At 74.1% G+C, this 24,556-nt stretch carries 19 protein-coding genes; all 19 read left to right on the top strand.

Annotation, left to right across the window (positions count from 1 at the left end; translation table 11 throughout):
* On the top strand, positions 1-1,362 hold the full coding sequence (gene pafA / locus GJV82_RS10480) for a Pup--protein ligase (RefSeq protein ID WP_155099182.1): 1,362 nt from the start codon (positions 1-3) through the stop codon (positions 1,360-1,362).
* A gap of 13 nt (positions 1,363-1,375) precedes the next feature.
* Complete coding sequence (locus GJV82_RS10475) at positions 1,376-2,404, top strand: FKBP-type peptidyl-prolyl cis-trans isomerase (RefSeq protein ID WP_318657506.1); 1,029 nt, start codon at positions 1,376-1,378, stop codon at positions 2,402-2,404.
* Complete coding sequence (gene hisF, locus GJV82_RS10470; protein WP_024840188.1) at positions 2,401-3,171, top strand: imidazole glycerol phosphate synthase subunit HisF; 771 nt, start codon at positions 2,401-2,403, stop codon at positions 3,169-3,171. The genes GJV82_RS10475 and hisF overlap by 4 nt, the downstream gene beginning before the upstream one ends.
* Before the next feature lie 290 nt (positions 3,172-3,461).
* A complete protein-coding gene (locus GJV82_RS10465; protein ID WP_155099196.1) occupies positions 3,462-5,363 on the top strand; it encodes an ABC transporter ATP-binding protein in 1,902 nt (633 codons plus the stop codon).
* Positions 5,360-7,231 (top strand): ABC transporter ATP-binding protein, encoded by a 1,872-nt coding sequence (locus GJV82_RS10460; RefSeq protein ID WP_115942628.1) that lies wholly within the window; start codon positions 5,360-5,362, stop codon positions 7,229-7,231. The genes GJV82_RS10465 and GJV82_RS10460 overlap by 4 nt, the downstream gene beginning before the upstream one ends.
* A gap of 196 nt (positions 7,232-7,427) precedes the next feature.
* Positions 7,428-7,799 (top strand): phosphoribosyl-AMP cyclohydrolase, encoded by a 372-nt coding sequence (gene hisI / locus GJV82_RS10455; RefSeq protein WP_225873271.1) that lies wholly within the window; start codon positions 7,428-7,430, stop codon positions 7,797-7,799.
* Positions 7,796-9,373 (top strand): anthranilate synthase component I, encoded by a 1,578-nt coding sequence (locus GJV82_RS10450; protein ID WP_196217223.1) that lies wholly within the window; start codon positions 7,796-7,798, stop codon positions 9,371-9,373. Before hisI ends, GJV82_RS10450 begins: the two co-directional genes overlap by 4 nt.
* Positions 9,370-9,999, top strand: a complete 630-nt coding sequence (locus tag GJV82_RS10445) for a Trp biosynthesis-associated membrane protein (protein WP_024840193.1) — start codon at positions 9,370-9,372, stop codon at positions 9,997-9,999. The genes GJV82_RS10450 and GJV82_RS10445 overlap by 4 nt, the downstream gene beginning before the upstream one ends.
* A gap of 107 nt (positions 10,000-10,106) precedes the next feature.
* Positions 10,107-10,358, top strand: a complete 252-nt coding sequence (locus tag GJV82_RS10440) for an HGxxPAAW family protein (RefSeq protein WP_024840194.1) — start codon at positions 10,107-10,109, stop codon at positions 10,356-10,358.
* The gene (locus GJV82_RS20745; RefSeq protein WP_115942625.1) at positions 10,355-10,930 is read left to right on the top strand and encodes a DUF4190 domain-containing protein; all 576 of its coding nucleotides are present in this window, start codon (positions 10,355-10,357) and stop codon (positions 10,928-10,930) included. The genes GJV82_RS10440 and GJV82_RS20745 overlap by 4 nt, the downstream gene beginning before the upstream one ends.
* A gap of 10 nt (positions 10,931-10,940) precedes the next feature.
* On the top strand, positions 10,941-11,372 hold the full coding sequence (locus GJV82_RS10430) for a DUF2752 domain-containing protein (RefSeq protein WP_034603911.1): 432 nt from the start codon (positions 10,941-10,943) through the stop codon (positions 11,370-11,372).
* Positions 11,373-11,547: 175 nt separating this feature from the next.
* Positions 11,548-12,360 carry an indole-3-glycerol phosphate synthase TrpC gene (trpC, locus tag GJV82_RS10425; protein WP_024840197.1) on the top strand — a complete coding sequence of 271 codons (813 nt, stop codon included), beginning with the start codon at positions 11,548-11,550 and terminating at the stop codon, positions 12,358-12,360.
* A 127-nt stretch (positions 12,361-12,487) separates the two neighbouring features.
* On the top strand, positions 12,488-13,756 hold the full coding sequence (gene trpB / locus GJV82_RS20060) for a tryptophan synthase subunit beta (RefSeq protein WP_318657514.1): 1,269 nt from the start codon (positions 12,488-12,490) through the stop codon (positions 13,754-13,756).
* Complete coding sequence (gene trpA, locus GJV82_RS20055; RefSeq protein ID WP_024840199.1) at positions 13,753-14,667, top strand: tryptophan synthase subunit alpha; 915 nt, start codon at positions 13,753-13,755, stop codon at positions 14,665-14,667. The genes trpB and trpA overlap by 4 nt, the downstream gene beginning before the upstream one ends.
* Positions 14,664-15,677, top strand: coding sequence for a prolipoprotein diacylglyceryl transferase (gene lgt, locus GJV82_RS10415; protein WP_034603912.1), 1,014 nt, complete (start codon positions 14,664-14,666; stop codon positions 15,675-15,677). The genes trpA and lgt overlap by 4 nt, the downstream gene beginning before the upstream one ends.
* A 138-nt stretch (positions 15,678-15,815) precedes the next feature.
* Positions 15,816-20,399 (top strand): glutamate synthase large subunit, encoded by a 4,584-nt coding sequence (gene gltB / locus GJV82_RS10410; protein WP_155099180.1) that lies wholly within the window; start codon positions 15,816-15,818, stop codon positions 20,397-20,399.
* Positions 20,392-21,858 carry a glutamate synthase subunit beta gene (locus GJV82_RS10405; RefSeq protein WP_024840202.1) on the top strand — a complete coding sequence of 489 codons (1,467 nt, stop codon included), beginning with the start codon at positions 20,392-20,394 and terminating at the stop codon, positions 21,856-21,858. The genes gltB and GJV82_RS10405 overlap by 8 nt, the downstream gene beginning before the upstream one ends.
* A 112-nt stretch (positions 21,859-21,970) precedes the next feature.
* The gene (gene pyk, locus GJV82_RS10400) at positions 21,971-23,401 is read left to right on the top strand and encodes a pyruvate kinase (protein WP_155099179.1); all 1,431 of its coding nucleotides are present in this window, start codon (positions 21,971-21,973) and stop codon (positions 23,399-23,401) included.
* A 377-nt stretch (positions 23,402-23,778) separates the two neighbouring features.
* Positions 23,779-24,556: nucleotidyltransferase domain-containing protein (locus GJV82_RS10395; RefSeq protein ID WP_155099178.1), on the top strand; the 778-nt coding region annotated here is incomplete at its 3' end.

Here is a 24,556-nt window from a genome sequence, read left to right as displayed (position 1 = left end):
ATGGACCGCAGGATCTTCGGGCTCGAGACCGAGTACGGCGTGACGTGCGCGTCGGACGACGGGCGCGGGCTGTCCGCGGACGAGGTCGCGCGCTACCTGTTCCGCAAGGTGGTGGCGTGGGGCAGGTCGTCCAACGTCTTCCTGCGCAACGGGTCCCGTCTGTACCTCGACGTCGGCTCGCACCCGGAGTACGCGACCGCCGAGTGCGACGACGTGCGGCAGCTCGTCGCGTACGACCGCGGCGGGGAGCGCATCCTCGAAGGTCTCGTCGCCGACGCGCAGCAGCGCCTCGAGCACGAGGGGCTTTCCGGTCGCATCCACCTGTTCAAGAACAACACGGACTCGGCGGGCAACTCCTACGGGTGCCACGAGAACTACCTCGTGCGGCGGCAGGGCGACTTCGCGCGCCTGTCCGACGTCCTCGTGCCGTTCCTCATCACGCGCCAGGTGCTCACCGGGGCGGGCAAGGTCCTCGCGACGCCGCGCGGGGCGGTCTACTGCCTGTCGCAGCGGGCGGACCACATCTGGGAGGCGGTGTCGAGCGCGACGACCCGCTCGCGCCCGATCATCAACACGCGCGACGAGCCGCACGCCGACGCCGAGAGCTACCGGCGCCTGCACGTCATCGTGGGTGACTCGTCGATGGCGGAGACGACGACGATGCTCAAGGTCGGCTCGACCGACCTCATCCTGCGCATGGTCGAGGCGGGGGTGCCGATGCGCGACCTCGCGCTCGAGAACCCGATCCGCTCGATCCGCGAGATCAGCCACGACATGACGGGCAAGCAGCCGGTGCAGCTCGCGAGCGGCCGGACGGTCACGGCGATCGACCTGCAGGGCGAGTACCTGCAGCGCGTCAAGGAGTTCGTCGAGCAGGACGTGTCGCCCACGCCCGTCGTCAAGCAGGTGCTCGACCTCTGGGAGCGCGGGCTGCGCGCCCTGGAGACGGGTGACTTGTCGCTCGTCGACCGCGAGCTCGACTGGGTCATCAAGTACCGGCTGATCCAGCGCTACCAGGCGAAGCACGGGCTGGAGCTCGACGACCCGCGCATCGCGCGGCTCGACCTCGCGTACCACGACATCTCGCGCACCGAGGGGCTGTACAACCTGCTCGCGGCCCGCGGGATGGTCGAGCGCGTGACGACCGACCTGGAGGTGTTCGAGTCGACCGCCGTCCCGCCGCAGACGACCCGTGCCAAGCTGCGCGGCGACTTCGTGCGCGCCGCGCAGGAGGCGCGGCGGGACTACACGGTCGACTGGGTCCATCTCAAGCTCAACGACCAGGCGCAGCGCACCGTGCTGTGCAAGGACCCGTTCCGGAGCGTCGACGAGCGCGTCGAACGCCTCATCGAGTCGATGTGACGCGGGACGTGATGTGACGAACCTGGCCCCCGCGGTCGGGCGCCCCCCGGGTGCCCGACCCGTCCGTCGTCGTGCGCGCGCGCCGCGCGGCACCCTCGCGCTCGTCGTGGCGCTCGTCGCCGCGCTGCTCCTCGGTGCGTGCACGGAGCCGGAGGACGCGACGCCCACGCCGCTCAACACCGACCTCACCGTCGCCGGGTCGTCGGGCGCGCCGCCCGACCTCCAGTACCGTGCGCCGCTCGACGTGCCCGCGGCGAGGTCGGAGGTCGTGTGGCCCGGTGCGGGCGCCGAGCTCGCCGACGGCGGCCCGCTGCTCCTCAACCTCTACGCCGAGGACCTGCGGGACGGGACGGTCCTGCAGAACACGTACACGGACGCGCCGCGGTGGCGCGCGCTCACCGACGAGTCGGTCGGCCGCGACCTGCGCGACCTGCTGCGCGGCCAGCGGGTCGGCGCCCGTCTGCTGCGCCTCGAGGAGGACGACGGCGTGCCCGTCGCGCTCGTCGTGGACGTGCTGCCCACGCGCGCGTCGGGGGAGGCGGTCCCGCCCGTGGAGGGCCTGCCCACCGTGACGCTCGCGGACGACGGCGCGCCGACCGTCGTCGTCCCGCCGGACACCCCCGCGCCCGCAGGGCTCGTCGTGCAGCCGCTGGTCCGCGGCGACGGCCGCCAGGTCGAGGTGGGGCAGGTCGTGACCGTCCGCTACACGGGCGTGCGCTGGTCCGACGGTGAGGTCTTCGACTCCTCGTGGACCGACGGCGCCGCGCCGCTCTCTATCATGATCGGCATCGGCGAGGTGATCGAGGGCTGGGAGCAGGGGCTGCTCGAGCAGTCCGTGGGCAGCCAGGTCCTGCTCGTCGTGCCGCCCGACCTCGCGTACGGCGCCACGACCAACCCCCTCGCGGGGGAGACCCTCGTCTACGTCGTGGACATCCTCGACGCCCAGTTCCCGGTGACCGAGGAGGCCGTGCCCGAGGGCATGGACGGCGCCGGTACCGACACGACCGGCGACGCGCCGGCCGACCAAGGAGAGTCCTCATGACCGTGGCGATCCGCGTGATCCCGTGCCTCGACGTCGACGCCGGACGCGTCGTCAAGGGCGTGAACTTCGAGAACCTGCGCGACGCGGGCGACCCGGTCGAGCTCGCCGCGCGGTACGACACGGAGGGGGCCGACGAGCTGACGTTCCTCGACGTCTCGGCGTCGTCGGGCAACCGGGAGACGACCTACGACGTCGTGCGGCGCACGGCCGAGCAGGTCTTCGTGCCGCTCACCGTGGGCGGCGGCGTGCGCTCCGCCGACGACGTGGACCGGCTCCTGCGCGCGGGCGCGGACAAGGTGGGCGTGAACACCGCGGCGATCGCGCGGCCGGAGCTCATCGCGGAGATCGCGGACCGCTTCGGCAGCCAGGTGCTCGTGCTGTCCGTCGACGCGCGCCGCACCACGGGCGACGTCCGCACGGACTCCGGGTACGAGGTCACGACCCACGGCGGGCGCCGGGGCACGGGCATCGACGCGGTCGAGTGGGCGGCGCGCGCGGCGGGGCTCGGCGCGGGCGAGATCCTGCTCAACTCGATGGACGCCGACGGCACGACCGCGGGCTTCGACCTGGAGATGCTCACCGCGGTCCGCGCCGAGGTGCGGGTCCCGCTGGTCGCGAGCGGCGGCGCGGGCACGCCCGAGCACTTCGTGGCCGCGGCGCGCGCGGGCGCCGACGCGGTGCTCGCCGCGAGCGTGTTCCACTTCGGCGCCCTCACGGTCGGCCAGGTGAAGGACGCGATGCGCGCGGCAGGCGTCGAGGTGCGCTGAGCCCGTCCTCGCCCGGCCGGTGCGGCGGGCCGCGCGCGGGGCGGCGGGGGAGACCCGTCGGTGGTGTCGGGGGCGCGTGAGAGGATCGTGCAACCCCCTGAACGAAAGACGAGGACCGTCCCGTGCCCGGCAGCAGGACGCGCCCCACCGGCGCCGACGCCCCGCCCGCCCCGACCGACCCGCCGGACCCGCAGCGCCGGCCGGAGCCCCGTGACGGGCTGCCCGCCGAGCCGACCGTGCGGCGCCCGCACGCGCTGACCGGCTCGCGCGTCCGCCGCTCGCTCGCCCTCATGGGTCGCGGCATCCGCGACGAGCCGCGCACGTACGCGCTCGCGATCGGCTCCTCCGCGCTCTTCGGCGCGCTCACCGTCGCGGTGAGCAGCGCGATCGGCACGGTGACGGACGAGGTCGTCGTCCCCGCGGTCGCGGGCGACCCCGCGGCGCGCGGCCGCATCTGGGTCGCGGGGCTCGTGCTCGCCGGGATCGCGGTCTCGCTCGCCGCGAGCGTCGCCGCGCGCCGCATCTTCGCGGGCAACGGCTTCGCCGCGCTCCAGGCCCGCCACCGCACGGCCGTGACGCGTCAGTACCTGCGCCTGCCGATGTCGTGGCACCGGTCGCACCCGGCCGGTCAGCTCCTGTCGAACGCGAGCTCGGACGTCGAGGCGGCGACGGGCGTGTTCAACCCGCTGCCGTTCGCGCTCGGCGTCGTCGTCATGATCGGCGTCGCCGCGGTCATGCTCTTCCGCGTGGACGTGTGGCTCGCGTGCGCGGCGCTCGTCGTCATCCCCGTCGCGATCGCGGTGAACGTCGTCTTCCAGCGGTACATGTCGCCCGCGATCACCCGGGCCCAGCAGCTGCGCGCCGAGGTGGCCGACGTCGCGCACGAGAGCTTCGAGGCCGCGCTGCTCGTCACGTCGCTCGGTACGGCCGACCGCGAGGAGCGCCGGTTCGCCCGCCGCACCGACGAACTGCGCGCGGCGAACGTGCGCGTCGGCGTCGTGCGCGCGTTCTTCGACCCGGTCATCGAGCTCCTGCCCTCGCTGGGCACGCTCCTCGTGCTCGCCGTGGGGACGGTCCGGCTCACCGCGGGCGACGTCGCGGCGGGCGACATCGTCACCGCCGCCTACCTCCTGACGATCATGGCCGTGCCCGTCCGCGCCTTCGGCTGGGTCCTCGGCGAGCTTCCCCGGGCCCTCGTCGGGTACGAGCGGATCAGCCGCGTCGTCGACGCGGGCGGCGTGCTGCGCCCGGGGAGCGGCGCCCTGCCCGCCGGTAGGTCCGGGCTCGGCGTCCGGCTCGAGGGCGTGGGCGTCGACGTGCGCGCGGGCGGACGCGAGATCACCCTGCTCGACGGCGTCGACCTCGACGTGGCGCCGGGCACCACCGTCGCCGTCGTGGGTCCCACGGGCGCGGGCAAGACGACGCTCGTCTCCCTCCTCGCGCGGCTCTCGGACCCCACGCGGGGGCGCGTCCTGCTCGACGGCACCGACGTGCGCGACGTGCGCGAGGGCGACCTCACCGCGCAGGTCGCGCTCGTCGCGCAGCAGGCGTTCGTCTTCGAGGACACCGTGCGCGCCAACGTCACGCTCGTGGACGAGGGCGACGCCGGCCCCGACGACGCGCAGGTCTGGGAGGCGCTGCGCCTCGCGCGCGTCGACGACGTCGTCGCGCGCCTCCCCGAGGGGCTGGACGCGCCGCTGGGGGAGCGCGGGGCGAACCTGTCCGGCGGCCAGCGGCAGCGCCTCGCCATCGCGCGGGCGCTCGTGCGCCGCCCGCGCCTGCTCGTCCTCGACGACGCGACGTCCGCCGTCGACCCGCGCGTCGAGCAGGAGATCCTCGCGGGCCTCGCGCGCGAGGGCGCCGACCGGCCGACCGTCGTCATGGTCGCCTACCGCATGTCGAGCGTCGCGCTCGCCGACCTCGTCGTGCACGTCGAGTCGGGCCGGGTCGTGGACGTCGGGACGCACGACGCGCTGCTCGCGCGCGACCCCGGGTACCGCGAGCTCGCGACCGCGTACGCGCGCGAGGCCGAGCGACGCGAGGCCGAGCGCGCGGACGCCGTCGACGACGCGGCCCGGGACGCGCGGGACGCCGAGCAGGACGACCGCCGCGGCGAGGACCTCGCCCGGCGCGAGGAGACCGAGGAGGACGACGTCGTGCGGCACGTCGAGACGGGGGCGCTGGAGGAATGACCCGGACCACCGAACGACCCGCCGCCGGTGCGGCCGCCACCGGGGCCGGCACGGCGACGCGCGCGGCCGACGCGCGCATCGCGTCCGCGAGCACGCTCGGCGTCCTCGCGACGCTGCGCCGCGGCGTGCAGGTCTCGCCCCAGATCCTCGACGGCGTCTGGATCACGCTCGGGCTCGCCGTCGCGGCGGCGCTCGGCCGGGTCGTCGTTCCCGTGACCGTCCAGCAGACCGTCGACACCGGCGTCCTCGCCGAGGGCGGCCCGGACACGACGCGCGTCGCGCTGCTCGTCGGCGTCGCCGCGGTCGTCATCGTCCTCGCGGGCCTGTGCTCGGCGTTCGTCAACGTCCGGCTCTTCCGCTCGACCGAGGCCGGGCTCGCCGGGCTGCGGGTGCGCGCGTTCCGCCACGTGCACGACCTGTCCGTCCTCACGCAGAACACCGAGCGGCGCGGCTCGCTCGTCTCGCGCGTCACGAGCGACGTCGACACCATCTCGCTGTTCGTGCAGTGGGGCGGCATCATGCTCCTCGTCTCCGTCCTGCAGATCGGCGTCGCGACGGCGCTCATGGCGGTCTACTCGTGGCAGCTCACGCTCGTCGTGTGGGCGTGCTTCGTGCCGCTGTTCCTCGTCCTGCGCCCCGCGCAGGCACGCGTCAACGACGCGTACACCCAGGTCCGCGCGCGCGTCGGGGCGATGCTCGGCGCGATCTCCGAGTCGATCGTCGGCGCGGAGACGATCCGCGCCTACGGCGCCGGGGCGCGGACCGCGCGCCGGATCGACGGCGCCGTCGACGCGACCCGGCGCGCCATGGTCCGCGCGCAGAAGCTCGTCGCGGTCGTCTTCTCGAGCGGCGTCCTCGTCGCGAACCTCGTGCTCGCCGTCGTCGTGGTGGTCGGGTCGCTCCTGGGCGTCGCCGGTGACGTCACGGTCGGGCAGCTCCTCGCGTTCCTCTTCCTCGTCCAGCTCTTCACGGGCCCCGTGCAGATGGCGACCGAGATCCTCAACGAGCTCCAGAACGCCGTGGCGGGGTGGCGGCGCGTCCTCGCGGTGCTCGAGACGCCCGTCGAGGTCGTCGACAAGGGCGACGACGGCGAGCGCAGCCCGCGCGGCCCCGCCCACGTGCGCCTCGAGGGCGTCAGGTTCGCCTACCCCGACGGGCCCGAGGTCCTGCACGGCGTGGACCTCGACCTCCCGGCGCGCGCGTCGGTCGCGGTCGTGGGCGCGACGGGCTCGGGCAAGACGACGATCGCCAAGCTCGTCACGCGGCTCATGGACCCGACCGCCGGGCGCGTGCTGCTCGACGGCACGGACCTGCGCGACCTGTCCGTCGCGTCCCTGCGCGAGCGCGTCGTCCTCGTGCCGCAGGAGGGCTTCCTCTTCGACGGCACGCTCGCCGACAACGTCGCCTACGGCCTGCGCGGCGACGCCGAGACCGAGCCCCCGGCCGCGCGCCGCGCCCGGATCGAGGCCGCCGTCGAGCGGCTGGGGCTCACCGACTGGGTCGCCGACCTGCCGGACGGGCTCGACACGCCCGTCGGACAGCGCGGTGAGTCCCTGTCCGCGGGGGAGCGCCAGCTCGTCGCCCTCGTGCGCGCCTACCTCGCCGAGGCGGACCTGCTCGTCCTCGACGAGGCGACCTCCGCCGTCGACCCCGCGACCGAGGTCCGCATCGCGCGCGCCCTCGCGTCGCTCACGGCGGGCCGCTCGACCCTGACGATCGCGCACCGCCTCTCGACCGCCGAGGCCGCGGACCTCGTGGTCGTCGTCGACGCCGGCCACGTCGTCGAGGTCGGCCACCACGACGACCTCGCGCGCGCCGGCGGCGTCTACGCCCGCATGCACGACGCCTGGGTGTCCCAGACCCGCTGAGCGGCCGCGGGTCGTCGCCCGGCCCCGCGGGACCCTCCCGGGCCGGGCCCCCGGCGAGACGGCGGACCGGGCCGGGCCCGGCGTCTGGCAGGATTCTCGGGTGCCCGACTCCACGACCGGACCCACGACCGACACGCCGGACCGAACCGCCCTCGACCCCGCGGTCGCCGCGCGCCTCAAGCGCGACGACGCCGGACTGGTCGCGGCGATCGTCCAGCAGCACGACACGGGCGAGGTGCTCATGCTCGGCTGGATGGACGACGAGGCGCTGCGCCGGACGCTGACGAGCGGGCGCGTGACGTTCTGGAGCAGGTCGCGGCAGGAGTACTGGCGCAAGGGCGACACGTCCGGGCACGTGCAGGTCGTGCGCTCGGTCGCCCTCGACTGCGACGGCGACGCGCTGCTCGTGCGCGTGCACCAGGTCGGGGCCGCCTGCCACACCGGGACGCGGACGTGCTTCGAGGCCGGGGGAGACCTCGGCGCCGTCGTCGGCGACCTGCCACCCGGCGCCGACGACGCCCCGGCCGCACCCGACCCCGACCCCGACCCCGAGGAGGAGAACCAGTGAGCGCGACCGTCGACCCGGCCGAGACCACCGTCGTCCCCGCGGGCGGTCCCGCGTGGGGCGAGACGTGGCCCGTGCTCGACGGCTTCCGTGCGCTGGCCGCGTCGCGCCGGGTGATCCCGGTCGTCCGTCGCCTCCTCGCCGACGACGTCACGCCCGTCGGGCTGTACCGGAACCTCGCGCAGGGGCGACCGGGCACGTTCGTCCTGGAGTCCGCCGAGTCGGACGGCCGCTGGGCGCGGTACTCGTTCGTGGGCGTCGCGTCGCGCGCGACGCTCACCGCGCGCGACGGCCGCGCCGTCTGGTCGGGCGACGTGCCCGCGGGCGTCCCGCTCGAGGGCGACGTCGTGGACGTGCTGGAGGCCACCCTCGACGTGCTGCGCACGCCCGCGGTCGCGGGCCTGCCGCCGCTGACGGGCGGCCTCGCGGGCGCGATCGGCTGGGACGTGATCCGCCACTGGGAGCCGACGCTCCCGTCGGACGCGCCCGACGAGCTCGGCGTCCCGGAGCTCACGCTGTGCCTCGCGACGGACCTCGCGGTCGTCGACCACGCGGAGGGCAGCGTGTGGCTCGTCGCGAACGCGATCAACTTCGACGACACCGACGAGCGCGTCGACGACGCGTACGCGGACGCCGTCGCGCGCCTCGACGCGATGCAGGCGCGGCTCGTCGCGGGCGGGGCGCACGTCGCGTCGGTCGTGGCTCCGGACGCCGCGGAGCCGGAGCTCGAGTTCCGCTCGACGCGCGAGGAGTTCGAGGCGTCCGTCGTCGCGGGCAAGGACGCGATCCGGGAGGGCGAGGTGTTCCAGGTGGTGCTCTCCCAGCGCCTGGACCTCGACTGCCCGGCGGAGCCGCTCGACGTCTACCGCGCGCTGCGGACGATCAACCCGAGCCCGTACATGTACTACTTCCAGCTCACCGACGCCGACGGGCGGGACTTCGCGGTCGTCGGGTCGAGCCCGGAGACGCTCGTCAAGGTCGAGGACGGGCGCGTCACGACGTTCCCCATCGCGGGCTCGCGGCCCCGCGGCGCGACGCCCGAGGAGGACGTCGCGCTCGGCGAGGAGCTCCTGCAGGACCCGAAGGAGCTCGCCGAGCACATCATGCTCGTCGACCTGTCGCGCAACGACCTGGTCAAGGTGTGCGAGCCGACGACCGTCGAGGTCGTCGAGTTCATGGCGACCAAGCGGTTCAGCCACATCATGCACCTGTGCTCGACGGTCGTCGGGACGCTGCGCGAGGGCGCGACCGCGCTCGACGCGTTCCGGGCGACGTTCCCCGCGGGCACGCTCTCGGGCGCGCCGAAGCCCCGGGCGATCGCCCTCATCGACGAGCTCGAGCCGGCGTCGCGCGGGATCTACGGTGGGACCGCGGGGTACTTCGACTTCGACGGGAACATGGACATGGCGATCGCGATCCGCACCGCGCTGATCCGCGACGGTCGCGCGAGCGTCCAGGCTGGCGGCGGCATCGTCGCCGACTCGGTGCCCGCGCTGGAGTACGCGGAGTCGCGCAACAAGGCGGCGGCCGCGGTGCGCGCCGTGCAGGTGGCCGCACGGCTGAAGGGGCTCGCATGAGCCGGACGGCCGGCCCGAGCCGTCGGACCGCGATCTGGGTGCTCCTCCTGCTCGGGGGCGCGACCCTCGCGGCGGCCGTGCCCACGTGGCTGAGCACGACCGGCGCGACCCCGCTCGACCCGCAGGTCGAGGTGGCCGTCGCCGGGACGGCGGCCGCGCCCGGCGTGAGCGCCTCGGCGCTCGTGCTCGTGGCGGCCGCGCTCGCGCTCGGGCTCGTCGGCCGGGTCGGGCGCTGGGTCGTCCTGGCCGTCGCGGCGGCGAGCGGCGTCGTCGCGGCCGTCTCGGCGCTGGGTGTGGCGCTCGACCCGGAGCCGAGCGCGCGCGCCGCCGTGGCCGACGCGACGGGCGTGACCGAGCTCACCGCGCCGGTCACGCTCACGGTCGCGCCGTGGCTCGCAGCCGTGCTCGGCGTCGTGACCGTGCTCACGGTCGTCTGGGTCGCCGTCGGGTCGCGGTCGTGGAGCGGGGCGTCGACGCGGCACGAGCGCGCGACGTCGACCGACGCCACGACCGGGACGGCGGGGCAGCCCGCGCCCGGCGCGGGCACGACCGCGGCGGCCGACGAGATCACGGACCACGACGCGTGGGACGCGCTCTCGCGCGGCGAGGACCCGACCGACCGCTGAGCAGCACCGACGCCCCCGCGCGGGCGGGGGAGACCGCGGCTGCGGGGCACGCGCACCGGCCCGGTCCGATAGGCTCTGACCACATCTTCACGAAAGGCACGACCCTCATGGCCGAGAACCAGAAGACCACCGAGATCGCGTACCTGCCGCCCGCGGCACCGCCCACGAACCACGGCCACACCGTCGCCGCGTGGTTCACCATGATCGGCATCATGCTCGGTGCGGTCGTCGCGGCCGTCGGCGTCGTGATCGCCGCGGTCTGGCTCTTCTGGGTCGGCATGGGCGTCGTGGCGCTGGCCCTCGTCGGCGGCGTGGTGCTCCGTAACATGGGCTACGGGCAGAAGCAGGTCTCGCGGTGACGCAGCCGCCGGGACCCGCCCCGTACGACCCCGCGAACCCGGGCGACGGGTCGCAGGCGCCGTACGGCGCGGCGGAGCCCGGCGGCACCCCGCAGCACCCCTCCGGCGGCCCGGGCGTCCCGCCCGGCGCGCCGTACCCGGCGGGGCCGTACGGCTCCCCGCAGGCGTCGGGCCAGCCCCCGTACGCGGGTCAGCCCGGGCACGAGGCCCAGCCGTACACCGGTCAGCCGCAGAGCCCGGGTCAGCCGCCGTACGCGGCCGGCGCCTACCCGGCGAGCGCGTACGCCCCGCCGTACTACCCGAAGAACAGCCTCGCGGTCTGGTCGCTCGTGCTGGGCATCGCGTCGTTCGTGCTGAGCTGCGGCTTCGTCACGGGCATCCCGGCGGTGATCGTCGGCAACGCGGCGAAGCGCGCGGTCGCCGAGGGCCAGGCCGACAACGAGGGCATGGCGACGGCCGGCATCGTGCTGGGCTGGGTCGCGATCGGGCTCTCCGCGGTGGGCCTGCTGCTGCTCCTCGTCTTCTTCCCGGCCCTGTTCGCATGGGTCGGGACCATCCCCGACCAGTCCTGACGGAGCATCGGTGGCGACCGAGGCGGTGCGACGTCGTCCGGTGCCGCGCGCGGCGCGGGCACCGCTCGCCGTCGGTGCGCTCGTGGCCGCGGCGACCGTCTACGTCGCGGTCGTCGACCCGAACCGTCCCGGCCACTACGTCACGTGCCCGCTGCTCGCCCTGACCGGCCTCGCGTGCCCGGGGTGCGGCGGCCTGCGCGCCACGCACGACCTCGCGCACCTCGACCTCGTGGGCGCGTGGTCCATGAACCCGCTCTGGGTCGTCGCCGCGCCGCTCCTCGTCGCCCTCTGGGCGGTGTGGCTCGTGCGCGCGTGGCGCGGGCGCCCCGCGCCGCGCGTCCCGGCCGGCGTCGCCTGGGCGACGCTCGGCGTCCTCGTGGTCTTCGGGGTGCTGCGGAACGTGCCCGCGCTCGTGCCCTGGCTCGGCCCCGTCGCGTCCTGACGCGCTCAGGAAGGCCCGCGGCGCTCGTCTCGGGGTTCGAACCGTGGTCATCGTCACTCGGGGGCGGCCCTACGATGGCAGGTACCTCCCTGTCAACGGGTCGGCCGAACCTGTGGGTGCACGACGGCCGACCGGCCCGGCCGGGGGGCAGGACGACACGGGGAGTGGTGGGACGATGACGGTTCTGGACGACATCGTCGCCGGCGTGCGCGAGGACCTCGCGGTGCGCCAGGCGGCGACCTCGCTCGACGAGCTGAAGGAACGTGCTGCCCGAGTCCCCGGCGCCCTCGAGTGCGTGAGCCGCCTCAAGGCGGACGACGCCGTCGCCGTCATCGCCGAGGTCAAGCGCTCGAGCCCGAGCAAGGGCGCGCTCGCGGCGATCTCCGACCCGGCCGAGCTCGCGGGCGAGTACGAGAAGGGCGGCGCCGCCGCGATCTCCGTGCTCACCGAGCAGCGGCGGTTCAACGGCAGCCTCGCCGACCTCGACGCCGTCCGCGCACGGGTCGACGTCCCGGTGCTGCGCAAGGACTTCGTCGTCACGCCGTACCAGGTCTGGGAGGCCCGGGCGCACGGGGCGGACATCGTCCTCCTCATCGTCGCGGCGCTCGAGCAGACGGTCCTCACGTCGCTCGTCGAGCGCGTCCACTCGCTCGGCATGACCGCGCTCGTCGAGGTGCACACGCTGGACGAGGTGTCGCGCGCGCTCGACGCCGGGGCGCGCGTCGTCGGCGTGAACTCGCGCGACCTCAAGACCCTCGACGTGGACCGCACGACCTTCGCGCGCCTCGCGCCCGCGATCCCGGACGAGGTGGTGCGCGTCGCCGAGTCCGGCGTGCGCGGCCCGCACGACGTCATGGACTACGCCCGCTCCGGCGCGCACGCCGTGCTCGTGGGCGAGGCGCTCGTGACCGACGACGCGCCGCGCGCGTCGGTCGCCGACCTCGTCGCGGCCGGGTCGCACCCGTCGCTGTGGTCCGTGCGGCCCTGAGGCACGTCGGCACCGTCCGTCACGCCCCAGCGGCCGCGCCCCGGCCCAGCACACCCCATCACGCAGGAGGACCGGCCCCGTGCCCGACCTGACTTCATCGACCACCCCCGGCGGCGCCGAGCACTCGGTGCGCGCCGACCTGACGCGATCCCTCGCGACCCAGGAGGGCCCGTACTTCGGCGAGTTCGGCGGACGCTACGTCCCCGAGGCGCTCGTGGCGGCGCTCGACGAGCTCGAGACCGAGTACCGCAAGGCCCTCGACGACCCCGCGTTCGTGGGCGAGCTCGCGCGCCTGCAGCGCGAGTACACCGGGCGTCCCAGCCCGCTCACCGAGGTGCCGCGCTTCGCGGAGCACGCGGGCGGCTCGCGCGTGTTCCTCAAGCGCGAGGACCTCAACCACACGGGCTCGCACAAGATCAACAACGTGCTCGGCCAGGCGCTGCTCGTGAAGCGCATGGGCAAGACGCGCGTCATCGCCGAGACCGGCGCGGGGCAGCACGGCGTGGCGACGGCCACCGCGGCGGCCCTGCTCGACCTCGAGTGCGTCGTGTACATGGGCGAGGAGGACACGCGGCGCCAGGCGCTGAACGTGGCGCGGATGCGCCTGCTCGGCGCCGAGGTCGTGCCCGTGACGATCGGCCAGCGCACGCTCAAGGACGCGATCAACGAGGCGCTGCGCGACTGGGTCGCGAACGTCGAGACGACGCACTACCTCCTCGGCACGGTGACCGGCCCGCACCCCTTCCCGGAGATGGTGCGCGAGTTCCACCGGGTCATCGGCGAGGAGGCCCGCACGCAGATCCTCGACCGCATCGGCCGCCTGCCGGACGCCCTCGCGGCCTGCGTGGGCGGCGGGTCGAACGCGCTCGGGCTGTTCAACGCGTTCCTCGACGACGAGGGCGTCGAGCTGTACGGCTTCGAGGCCGGCGGCGAGGGCATCGAGACGGGCCGCCACGCGGCCCGGTTCAGCGGCGGCGCGCCGGGCGTGCTGCACGGCGCCCGCTCGTACCTGCTCCAGGACGACGACGGCCAGACCCTCCCGAGCCACTCGGTCTCGGCGGGGCTCGACTACCCGAGCGTCGGCCCGGCCCACTCGTGGCTGCACGACCTCGGGCGGGCGACATACCAGCCGGTCACCGACGCCGAGGCGATGGAGGCGTTCCGGCTGCTGTGCCGCACGGAGGGCATCATCCCGGCGATCGAGTCGGCGCACGCGCTCGCGGGCGCGCTGCGCGTCGGCCGTGCGGCGGCGGAGGCCGGCCGCACGGACCACGTGATCCTGGTCAACCTGTCCGGGCGCGGGGACAAGGACGTCGCGACCGCCGCACGGTGGTTCGACCTGGTGGACGACGAGGCGATCGCCGAGACGGCGACGGGCACGGAGGGACAGCTGTGAGCGCGGCACCGACCCAGGACGCCCCCGGGGCGTCGACCGCGGCGACGGGCTCCGTCACCGCGCGCCGTCTGCTCGAGCTCCGCGCGGAGGGCCGCGCCGGGCTCGTGGCCTACCTGCCGGTCGGGTTCCCGACGGTCGAACGCTCGATCGAGGCGGCGCTCGCGGTCGTCGAGTCGGGCGTCGACGTGCTCGAGCTCGGCGTCCCGTACACGGACCCGGTGATGGACGGCCCGGTCATCCAGGCGGCGGCCCAGGCGGCGCTCGACGGCGGCGTGCGCGTCGCGGACGTGTTCCGCGTCGTGGCCGCCGTGACCGAGCGCACCGGGGGGCGCGTGCCCGTGCTCGTCATGACGTACTGGAACCCGGTGCTGCGCTACGGCGTCGACGCGTTCGCGCGCGACCTCGCCGCGGCCGGAGGGGCCGGGCTCATCACGCCGGACCTCATCCCGGACGAGGGGCGCGCGTGGCTCGACGCCTCCGAGGAGCACGGCCTGGACCGCGTCTTCCTCGTCGCGCCGAGCTCGACGCCCGAGCGCCTGGCCCTGACCGTGCGCGCGTCGCGCGGCTTCGTCTACGCGGCGTCGACGATGGGCGTCACGGGCGTCCGCGAGGAGGTGGGCCCGCAGGCCGCGCGGCTCGTCGCCGACACGCGCGCCGCGGGCGCCGACCTCGTGTGCGTCGGTCTCGGGGTGTCCACGGGTCGCCAGGCGTCCGAGGTGGGCCGGTACGCCGACGGCGTCATCGTCGGCTCGGCGTTCGTGCGCCCGATGCTGGCGGACGCGCCCTGGGACGAGCGCCTCGCGGCCGTGCGTGCCGTGGGTGCCGAGCTCGCCGCGGGCGTGCGGTCCGCGCGGTCCGGCGCCGAGCAGACCACCGACGCACCCACGACCCCCGGAGAGGTGGACGCATGAGCGCCGCGCTGGCGGCCGGGCAGCTCGTCGAGGCGGTGGGCGTCCTGCCCGCGGCGATCCCGAGCCCCCCGCAGCACACCTGGTACCTCGGCCCGTTCCCGATCCGGGCCTACGCGCTCGCGATCCTCGCGGGCATCGGCGTCGCGCTGTGGCTCACGCGGCGCCGCTGGGTCGAGCGCGGGGGAGAGGCCGACGACGTCCTGGAGATCGCGTTCTGGGCCGTCCCGTTCGGGATCGTCGGCGGACGGCTGTACCACGTCTTCTCGACGCCCGACCCGTACTGGGGCCCGGGCGGCGACCCCGTGCGGGCGCTCTACGTGTGGGAGGGCGGCCTCGGCATCTGGGGGGCGGTCGCGCTGGGCGCCGTCGGCGCGTACATCGGGTGTCGCCGGCAGCGCGTGAGCTTCCCCGCGTTCGCGGACGCGCTCGCGCCCGGTCTCCTGCTCGCGCAGGCCGTCGGACGGCTCGGCAACTGGTTCAACCAGGAGCTGTTCGGGGCGCCCACGACGCTCCCCTGGGGCCTGCGCGTCGACGACTCGGTCGCGGCCGCCGCCGGCTACCCGCCGGGTACCCTGTTCCACCCGACGTTCCTCTACGAGATGATCTGGAACATCGGGGCTGCCCTTCTCCTGATCTATCTGGACCGTCGGTTCCGACTGGGTCATGGTCGGGTATTCTGGCTCTACGTCTTCGTCTACACGCTCGGTCGTGTGTGGATCGAGATGCTGCGCATCGACGAGGCCGAGCTCGTCCTCGGCCTCCGGCTGAACGTCTGGACCTCGATCGTGGTCGGCGTCGGTGCGTTGATAGCGTTTATCGTTGTCGGGCGTCGCCACCCCGGGCGCGAGGAGACCGTGTCCCTCGACGTGCCGGACGAGGCGCCCACCGCGGGGTCCGAGGAGCCGGTCGAGGAGTCGACCGACGACGAGGACGCCGAGAAGCACGAGGACTCCGACGACTCGGAGGAGTCCGAGCAGGCAGATGCCGCGCGACCAGACCCCGGTCGCTGAGCGTCCGTCATTCATAGGCGAATCCGCCGGGCGACCGCCCGGTGGGTTCTGTCATGTCCATAGGGCCGATGACGTCCCGAACCCCCCAGCTGGAACCAGCTCGGCCGTCATGGTCGGGCGCCTGTGAGGACGGTGTTGATGACCACGCCGCAGTATCGGGACGCGCACCGGGCACCCGCCCTGTCCGCCCCTCCCACGGCATCCGGTCTCTACGACCCCGCCGCCGAGCACGACGCGTGCGGCGTGGCCTTCGTGGCGACGCTCCGCGGCACGCCCGGACGCGACATCGTTGACGCGGGCCTGACGGCCCTGCTCAACCTCGACCACCGCGGCGCCGTCGGCGCCGAGGAGAACAGCGGCGACGGCGCCGGGATCCTCACGCAGATCCCGGACGCGTTCGTGCGCGACGTCGTCGACGCCGAGCTCCCGCCCGCCGGGCACTACGCCATCGGCATGGCGTTCCTGCCGCAGGACGCGGACACGGCCGCCGCCGCCGTGCGCGGGGTCGAGGCGATCGCCGCGGAGGAGAAGCTCGAGGTCCTCGCCTGGCGCGACGTCCCCGTGACGGCCGACCTCGTCGGCCCGAGCGCGCGGGCGTCCATGCCGCTGTTCCGGCAGGTCGTCGTGGCCGACCCGGCGCGCGAGCTGTCCGGCGTCGAGCTCGACCGCCGCACCTACCGCCTGCGCAAGCGCGCGGAGAACGAGTTCGACCTGTTCTTCGCCTCGCTCTCGGCACGCACCCTCACGTACAAGGGCATGCTCACGACGGCGCAGCTCGAGCCGTTCTTCCCCGACCTGTCGGACCCGCGCTACGCGAGCGAGATCGCGCTCGTGCACTCGCGGTTCTCGACGAACACGTTCCCGTCGTGGCCGCTCGCGCAGCCGTTCCGCATGATCGCGCACAACGGCGAGATCAACACGGTGCGCGGCAACCGCAACTGGATGGCCGCGCGCGAGGGCACCCTCGCGAGCGACGCCCTCGGCGACCTCGCGCCGCTCCTGCCGGTGTGCTCGGACGGGTCCAGCGACTCGGCGAGCTTCGACGAGGTGCTCGAGCTGCTGCACCTGTCGGGCCGCTCGCTGCCGCACGCGGTGCTCATGATGATCCCCGAGGCGTGGGAGAACCACGCCGAGATGGACCCGGACCTGCGCGCGTTCTACGAGTACCACTCCACGCTCATGGAGCCGTGGGACGGGCCGGCGTGCCTCAACTTCACCGACGGCACCCTCATCGGCGCCGTCCTCGACCGCAACGGCCTGCGCCCCGGTCGCTACTGGGTGACCGAGGACGGTCTCGTCGTGCTCGCGAGCGAGGCGGGCGTGCTCGACCTCGACCCCGCGACGATCGTGCGCAAGGGCCGCCTCGAGCCGGGTCGCATGTTCCTCGTCGACACCGGCCAGGGCCGGATCATCGAGGACGAGGAGATCAAGTCGCAGCTCGCCGCGCAGCGCCCGTACGCGCGGTGGGTCGCGGAGAACGCGGTCTACCTCGACCAGCTCCCCGAGCGCGAGCACGTCGCGCACAGCCCCGCGTCCGTCGAGCGCCGCCAGCGCGCCTTCGGGTACACGCAGGAGGAGCTGCGGGTCATCCTCACCCCGATGGCCAACACGGGCGCGGAGCCGCTCGGCGCGATGGGCACGGACACGCCGATCGCGGTCCTCGCGAAGCGACCGCGCCTGCTCTTCGACTACTTCACGCAGATGTTCGCCCAGGTGACGAACCCGCCCCTCGACGCGATCCGCGAGGAGCTCGTCACCTCGATCGGCGGGGCCATCGGCCCCGAGCCGAACCTGCTCGTGGACACCCCGGAGCACGCGCGCAAGCTCATGCTGCCGTTCCCGGTGCTCGACAACGACCAGCTCGCCAAGATCATCCGCGTCGACAAGGACCCGAACCTCGCGGGCATCTTCCGCGCGGTGACGATCAGGGGCCTGTACCGCGTGGGCGGCGGGGGAGAGGCGCTGCTCGAGCGCCTCGAGGAGATCTTCGCCGAGGTCGACGAGCACGTCGCCGCCGGTGCGAGCTTCATCGTGCTGTCGGACCGCGACTCGGACGCCGAGCACGCGCCGATCCCGTCGCTCCTGCTGTCGAGCGCCGTGCACCACCACCTGCTGCGCCGGCACACGCGCACCCAGGTGTCGCTCGTCGTCGAGGCCGGCGACGTGCGCGAGGTGCACCACGTCGCGCTCCTCATCGGGTACGGCGCCGCCGCGGTGAACCCCTACCTCGCGATGGAGACCGTCGAGGACCTCGCGCGCCGCGGGTACCTCGCGGTCGACCCGGACAAGGCCGTCGCGAACCTCATCAAGGGGCTCGGCAAGGGCGTGCTCAAGGTCATGAGCAAGATGGGCATCTCGACCATCTCCTCGTACCGGGGCGCCCAGGTCTTCGAGGCCGTCGGGCTCTCGCACGACCTCGTCCAGGCGTTCTTCACGGGCACGACGTCGCGCCTCGGCGGCATCGGGCTCGACGTCGTCGCGGCCGAGGTCGCGGCGCGTCACGTCGACGCCTACCCCCGCTCGGGCAACCACCGCCCGCACGTGCGTCTCACCACGGGCGGCGAGTACCAGTGGCGCCGCGACAGCGAGGAGCACCTCTTCGACCCGGAGACGGTGTTCCGCCTGCAGCACTCCACGCGCGAGCGCCGGTTCGACATCTTCCGCCAGTACACGCACCGCGTGGACGAGCAGTCGTCGCGGCTCATGACGCTGCGCGGCCTCCTCGAGCTCCGCGAGGGCGAGCGCCCGCCGGTGCCGCTCGACGAGGTCGAGCCCGTGAGCGAGATCGTCAAGCGCTTCAACACGGGCGCGATGTCGTACGGCTCCATCTCGGCCGAGGCGCACGAGACCCTCGCGATCGCGATGAACCGCCTGGGCGGCCGGTCGAACACGGGCGAGGGCGGCGAGGACCCGGAGCGCCTGTACGACCCGGAGCGCCGCTCGAAGGTCAAGCAGATCGCGTCGGGCCGCTTCGGCGTCACGAGCGAGTACCTGACGAACGCGGACGACATCCAGATCAAGCTCGCCCAGGGCGCCAAGCCCGGCGAGGGCGGTCAGCTCCCGGGGCACAAGGTGTACCCGTGGGTCGCGAAGACCCGGCACTCGACGCCCGGCGTCGGCCTCATCTCGCCGCCGCCCCACCACGACATCTACTCGATCGAGGACCTCGCGCAGCTCATCCACGACGCGAAGAACGCGAACCCGGCCGCGCGCATCCACGTCAAGCTCGTCTCCGAGTTCGGCGTCGGGACGGTCGCGACGGGCGTGTCCAAGGCGCACGCGGACGTCGTGCTCATCTCGGGTCACGACGGCGGCACGGGCGCGAGCCCGCTGACGTCGCTCAAGCACGCGGGCACGCCGTGGGAGATCGGCCTCGCCGAGACCCAGCAGACGCTCGTGCTCAACAACCTGCGCGACCGCATCGTCGTGCAGGTGGACGGGCAGATGAAGACCGGCCGCGACGTCGTCGTGGCGGCGCTGCTCGGGGCCGAGGAGTTCGGCTTCGCCACCGCGCCGATGGTCGTGTCGGGCTGCGTCATGATGCGCGTGTGCCACCTGGACACGTGCCCGGTGGGCGTCGCGACGCAGAACCCCGAGCTGCGCGCCCGGTTCACGGGCAAGCCCGAGTTCGTCGTGAACTTCTTCGAGTTCATCGCCGAGGAGGTGCGCGAGTACCTGGCGCGCCTCGGCTTCCGGAGCATCGAGGAGGCCGTGGGTCACGTCGAGCTGCTCGACGCGCGCAAGGCCGTCGACCACTGGAAGGCGCAGGGCCTCGACCTCGGCCCGATCCTCGAGCAGCCCGTGCCCGTCGAGGGCGCGTCGCTGCGCAACACGACGACCCAGGACCACGGTCTCGAGAAGGCGCTCGACAACCAGCTCGTGACGCTCGCGGCGGACGCCCTCGAGCGGGGCGAGCCGGTGCGCATCTCGCTGCCCGTGCGCAACGTCAACCGCACGGTCGGCACGATGCTCGGCCACGAGGTGACCAAGCGCTACCGCGGCACGGGCCTGCCCGACGACACGATCGACGTGACCCTCACCGGGTCCGCCGGCCAGTCGCTCGGCGCGTTCCTCCCGCGCGGCGTCACGCTGCGCCTCTTCGGGGACGCGAACGACTACGTGGGCAAGGGCCTGTCGGGCGGGCGGATCATCGTGCGGCCCGACCGCAACGCCGTCCTCACCGGGTCGAGCAACGTCGTCGCCGGCAACGTCATCGGTTACGGCGCGACGTCGGGCGAGATCTTCCTGCGCGGCCGCGTCGGGGAGCGCTTCGGGGTGCGCAACTCCGGCGCGACGCTCGTCGTCGAGGGCGTGGGCGACCACGGCTGCGAGTACATGACGGGCGGCACGGTCGTCGTGCTCGGCCCGACGGGCCGCAACTTCGGCGCCGGCATGTCCGGCGGCACGGCCTACGTGCTCGACCTGCGCGAGAGCGCCGTGAACACGAGCGCGCTCGCGACGGGCGAGCTCGGTCTGAGCCCGCTCGAGGACGCCGAGGTGGCGCTCGTCGAGCAGCTCGTCCGTCGTCATCACGAGGAGACGGGGTCGCCCCTCGCGGCCGAGCTCCTCGAGGACTTCCCCGCGGCCGTGCGGCGCTTCACGCGCGTCCTGCCGACCGACTTCGCCCGCATGCGCTCGGCGCTCGAGAAGGCCGAGTCGGCCGGTCTCGACCCCGCGGCGCCGGGCGTGTGGGACCAGATTCTGGAGGTGGCCCGTGGCTGACCCCCGCGGATTCCTGAAGGTGCGGGAGCGTGAGCTCCCGCCGAACCGCCCGGTGGCCGTGCGCCTGCGGGACTGGAAGGACGTGCACGCGCACCTCGAGGAGGGGCAGCCGTTCCTCAAGGAGCAGGCGGGCCGCTGCATGGACTGCGGCATCCCGTTCTGCCACCAGGGCTGCCCCCTCGGGAACCTCATCCCCGAGTGGAACGACCTCGTCTACCGCGAGCAGTGGGCCGACGCGATCGACCGCCTGCACGAGACGAACAACTTCCCCGAGTTCACCGGTCGCGTGTGCCCGGCGCCGTGCGAGTCGAGCTGCGTGCTCGGCATCAACCAGCCGCCCGTGACGATCAAGAACGTCGAGGTCTCGATCATCGACGAGGCGTTCGCCCGCGGGTACGTCACGCCGCAGGTGCCGCAGCGCCTCACCGGCTTCACGGTCGCCGTCGTCGGGTCCGGGCCCGCCGGCCTCGCCGCCGCGCAGCAGCTCACGCGCGCCGGCCACACGGTCGCCGTGTACGAGCGGGACGACGCGATCGGCGGCCTCCTGCGTTACGGCATCCCCGACTTCAAGCTCGAGAAGCACCACATCGACCGTCGCATCGCCCAGATGGAGGCCGAGGGCACGCGGTTCCGCCCCGGCGTCGAGATCGGCGTCGACATCACGTGGGACGACCTGCGCGCGCGGTACGACGCCGTCGTGGTCGCCACGGGCGCGACCGTGCCGCGCGACCTGTCCATCCCCGGGCGCGAGCTCGACGGCATCCACTTCGCCATGGACTTCCTGCACCAGGCGAACGCCGTCGTGGCCGGGCGCGAGGTCCCCGACCAGATCACCGCCACCGGCAGGCACGTCATCGTCATCGGCGGCGGCGACACCGGGTCGGACTGCCTCGGGACCTCGCTGCGCCAGGGCGCCGCGAGCGTCACGACGCTCGCGATCGGCAAGCGGCCGCCGCTCGAGCGGTCGGCGACGCAGCCGTGGCCGACGGACCCCATCGTGTTCGAGGTCTCCACGTCCCACGAGGAGGGCGGCGAGCGCGAGTTCCTCGCGTCGACCGTCGAGTTCCTCGGCGACGAGAACGGGGCGGTGCGCGCGCTGCGTGTCGCGGAGACCGAGTACCTGCCCGACGGCCGTCGCGTGCCCAAGGAGGGCACCGAGCGCGAGATCCCCGCGGACCTCGTGCTCGTCGCGATGGGCTTCACGGGACCGGAGACGGCGACCATCACGGACCAGACCGGCGCGGACCTCACGGGGCGCGGCCTCGTGGCGCGCGGCGACGACTTCGGGTCGTCGCTGCCCGGGGTCTTCGTCGCCGGCGACGCGGGGCGTGGGCAGTCGCTGATCGTGTGGGCGATCGCCGAGGGCCGGGCGGCGGCGGCATCCGTCGACGCCTACCTTCAGGGAGGGACCGAGCTGCCCGCGCCCGTGCGCGCGAGCACCGTGTCCTTGCGCGCTTGACGTGCACCCCGACGTCGGGTGTCCGGCGCCGGGACGATGAGCGGGGCATCCTAGGGAGGGGCACCCCGCGACGACCGGCTCCCGGCCGGTCGGAAGACTAGAGGCTGGAGATATGCGCAGAGCAAAGATCGTCTGCACCATCGGACCCGCGACCGAGTCGAAGGAGCAGCTCCGCGCGCTCGTCGACGCGGGCATGGACGTGGCGCGGATCAACCGCAGCCACGGCAGCGCCGAGGAGCACGCGGCCGTCTACCACGGCGTGCGCGAGGCCGCCGCCCAGTCGGGGCGGTCCGTCGCGGTGCTCGTCGACCTGCAGGGTCCGAAGATCCGCCTGGGCCGCTTCGCCGGTGACGAGAAGCACTGGCTCGAGGAGGGTGACACCTTCACGATCACGACCGAGGACGTCGTCGGCACGAAGGAGCTCGTCTCCACGACGCACAAGGGCCTGCCCGGCGACGCGCGCGTCGGCGACCCGATCCTCATCGACGACGGCAAGGTGCTCGTCCGCGTCACCGCCGTCGAGGGCCCGCGCGTCGTGACGCGCGTCGAGGTCGCCGGCCCGGTGTCGAACAACAAGGGCCTCAACCTGCCGGGCGTCGCGGTCTCCGTGCCCGCGCTGTCCGAGAAGGACCAGGAGGACCTGCGCTGGGCCCTCCAGCTCGGCGCGGACATCATCGCGCTGTCGTTCGTGCGGTCCGCGAAGGACTTCGAGGACGTCAAGCGGATCATGGACGAGGAGGGCCGCATGGTCCCCGTCATCGCCAAGATCGAGAAGCCGCAGGCCGTCGAGAACCTCGCCGAGATCGTCGACGCGTTCGACGGCGTCATGGTCGCCCGCGGCGACCTCGCGGTCGAGCTCCCGCTCGAGCAGGTCCCGCTGGTCCAGAAGCGCATCGTCGAGCTCGCGCGTCGCAACGCCAAGCCGGTCATCGTCGCCACGCAGGTGCTCGAGTCCATGACGAACTCGCCGCGCCCGACGCGCGCCGAGGCGTCCGACTGCGCGAACGCCGTCCTCGACGGTGCCGACGCGGTCATGCTCTCGGGCGAGACCAGCGTGGGCGAGTACCCGATCCTCACGGTCCAGACGATGGCCCGCATCATCGAGGCGACGGAGGAGGCCGGCCGCGAGCGCATCGCGCCGCTCGGCTCGACCCCGCACACGCGCGGTGGCGCCATCACGCGCGCCGCCGCCGAGATCGGCGAGATCCTCGGCGCGAAGTACCTCGCGACGTTCACGCAGTCGGGCGACTCGGCGCGCCGCATGTCGCGCCTGCGCTCGTCGATCCCGCTGCTCGCGTTCACGCCGCGCGAGCACGTGCGCAACGTCCTGTCGCTCACGTGGGGCACCCAGACGTACCAGGTGCCCGAGGTGGAGAACACCGACGCGATGGTCGGCCAGGTCGACACGACCCTGCAGGCCAACGGCCTCGCCGAGGTCGGCGACCTCGTGGTCGTCGTCTCGGGCGCCCCGGTGGGCCAGCCCGGCACGACGAACTCGATCCTCGTGCACAAGATCGGTGACCACTCCGACCTGCGCAAGTGACCCGCCCGCGCCCCTGACGGCGCGGACCGGCACCTGACGCCCGACGGCGGCGCCCCTCCCGGGGCGTCGCCGTTCGTCGTCCCCGGGGTGGGTCCGCCGGGGTCGCCTCCCGCGGCGCCCACCTCCTCTGCGGGCCCTGCTCCCGTTGCCGTCGAGCGGGCACGCTGTGGGTGGGCGGCCCGGTGCCGCCGCCGGACGGGTCGGGTGAGAAGCGCGTCAGAGCCGTGCTCCGGGACGAGCACGACGGACCGGGGCGACGGGCGCGCAAGCCCGAGCACCCGAGTCGTCCCGGCGACCCCGCGGCGACCCGCGCGTGCCCGCTGTGGCCCGCCGCAAAGACGGAGACGTGCGGCGGGTCCGGGCTCTAGCCTCCTGGGATGCGTGCCGTGCCGTTCTCCCTGGACCCTGCGGTCGTGCGTGAGGTCGACGCGCGGCTGGACGGCGTCGTGCTCGACGAGCGCGTCGCGGTCCCGCTCGCGGTGGAGAGCGGGAGCCGGGCGTGGGGGTTCCCGTCACCGGACTCGGACTACGACTGCCGGTTCGTCTACGTCCGTGCGGAGGCGGAGTACCTCGACCCGTGGCCGCGGCGCGACGTCGTCGAAACCCCGCTCGACGCGGTGCTCGACGTGAACGGGTGGGACCTGCTCAAGGCGGTCCGGCTGCTCGTGAAGGGCAACGCGACGGTGCTCGAGTGGGCGCGGTCGCCGATCGTGTACCGCGCCGACGACGCGTTCCGTGCCGAGCTGCTGGCGGTCGCGGAGCGCGTCGTCGACCGTGACGCGCTGCGGCGGCACTACCTGCACGTCGGGCTCGGGCAGCGCGACCGGTGGTGGGCCGGGTCAGAGGTGCCGCTGAAGAAGGTGTTTCACGCGCTGCGTCCGGCGGCGACGCTGCGGTGGCTGCGGGTGCGTCCGGGCGACGTCGTCCCGCCGATGGACCTCGCCGCACTGCTCGCGGAGGGTGAGGCACCCGGCGGTGTGGTGCGGGAGGCGTCGGCGCTCGTCGCGCGCAAGGCCGTGACGCGCGAGACCGGCTCCGGCCCGGTGCCGGGTGCGCTCGCGGCGTTCGTCGACGACGAGCTGGCGCGCGCGTCCGCGGTCGCGGCGGCGCCTGCCGCCGGGCGCGCGGCCGCGCGCGAGGAGGCCGCGCGGTTCT

The sequence above is a fragment of the Cellulosimicrobium composti genome (assembly GCF_009711085.1).
GTDB classification, from domain to species: Bacteria; Actinomycetota; Actinomycetes; order Actinomycetales; family Cellulomonadaceae; genus Cellulosimicrobium; species Cellulosimicrobium composti.
Note: the sequence above shows the minus strand (reverse complement) of the source record. Positions and strands in the feature narration are given on the sequence as shown.

Bases quoted from the DNA above. Each gene is read 5' to 3' on its own strand.
- pafA (WP_155099182.1), top strand. From the start codon at position 1: ATGGACCGCAGGATCTTCGGGCTCGAGACCGAGTACGGCGTGACGTGC.
- gltB (WP_155099180.1), top strand. From the start codon at position 15,816: ATGACCACGCCGCAGTATCGGGACGCGCACCGGGCACCCGCCCTGTCC.
- trpC (WP_024840197.1), top strand. From the start codon at position 11,548: ATGACGGTTCTGGACGACATCGTCGCCGGCGTGCGCGAGGACCTCGCG.
- GJV82_RS10440 (WP_024840194.1), top strand. From the start codon at position 10,107: ATGGCCGAGAACCAGAAGACCACCGAGATCGCGTACCTGCCGCCCGCG.
- hisF (WP_024840188.1), top strand. From the start codon at position 2,401: ATGACCGTGGCGATCCGCGTGATCCCGTGCCTCGACGTCGACGCCGGA.
- GJV82_RS10460 (WP_115942628.1), top strand. From the start codon at position 5,360: ATGACCCGGACCACCGAACGACCCGCCGCCGGTGCGGCCGCCACCGGG.
- GJV82_RS10445 (WP_024840193.1), top strand. From the start codon at position 9,370: ATGAGCCGGACGGCCGGCCCGAGCCGTCGGACCGCGATCTGGGTGCTC.
- GJV82_RS10465 (WP_155099196.1), top strand. From the start codon at position 3,462: ATGGGTCGCGGCATCCGCGACGAGCCGCGCACGTACGCGCTCGCGATC.
- pyk (WP_155099179.1), top strand. From the start codon at position 21,971: ATGCGCAGAGCAAAGATCGTCTGCACCATCGGACCCGCGACCGAGTCG.
- lgt (WP_034603912.1), top strand. From the start codon at position 14,664: ATGAGCGCCGCGCTGGCGGCCGGGCAGCTCGTCGAGGCGGTGGGCGTC.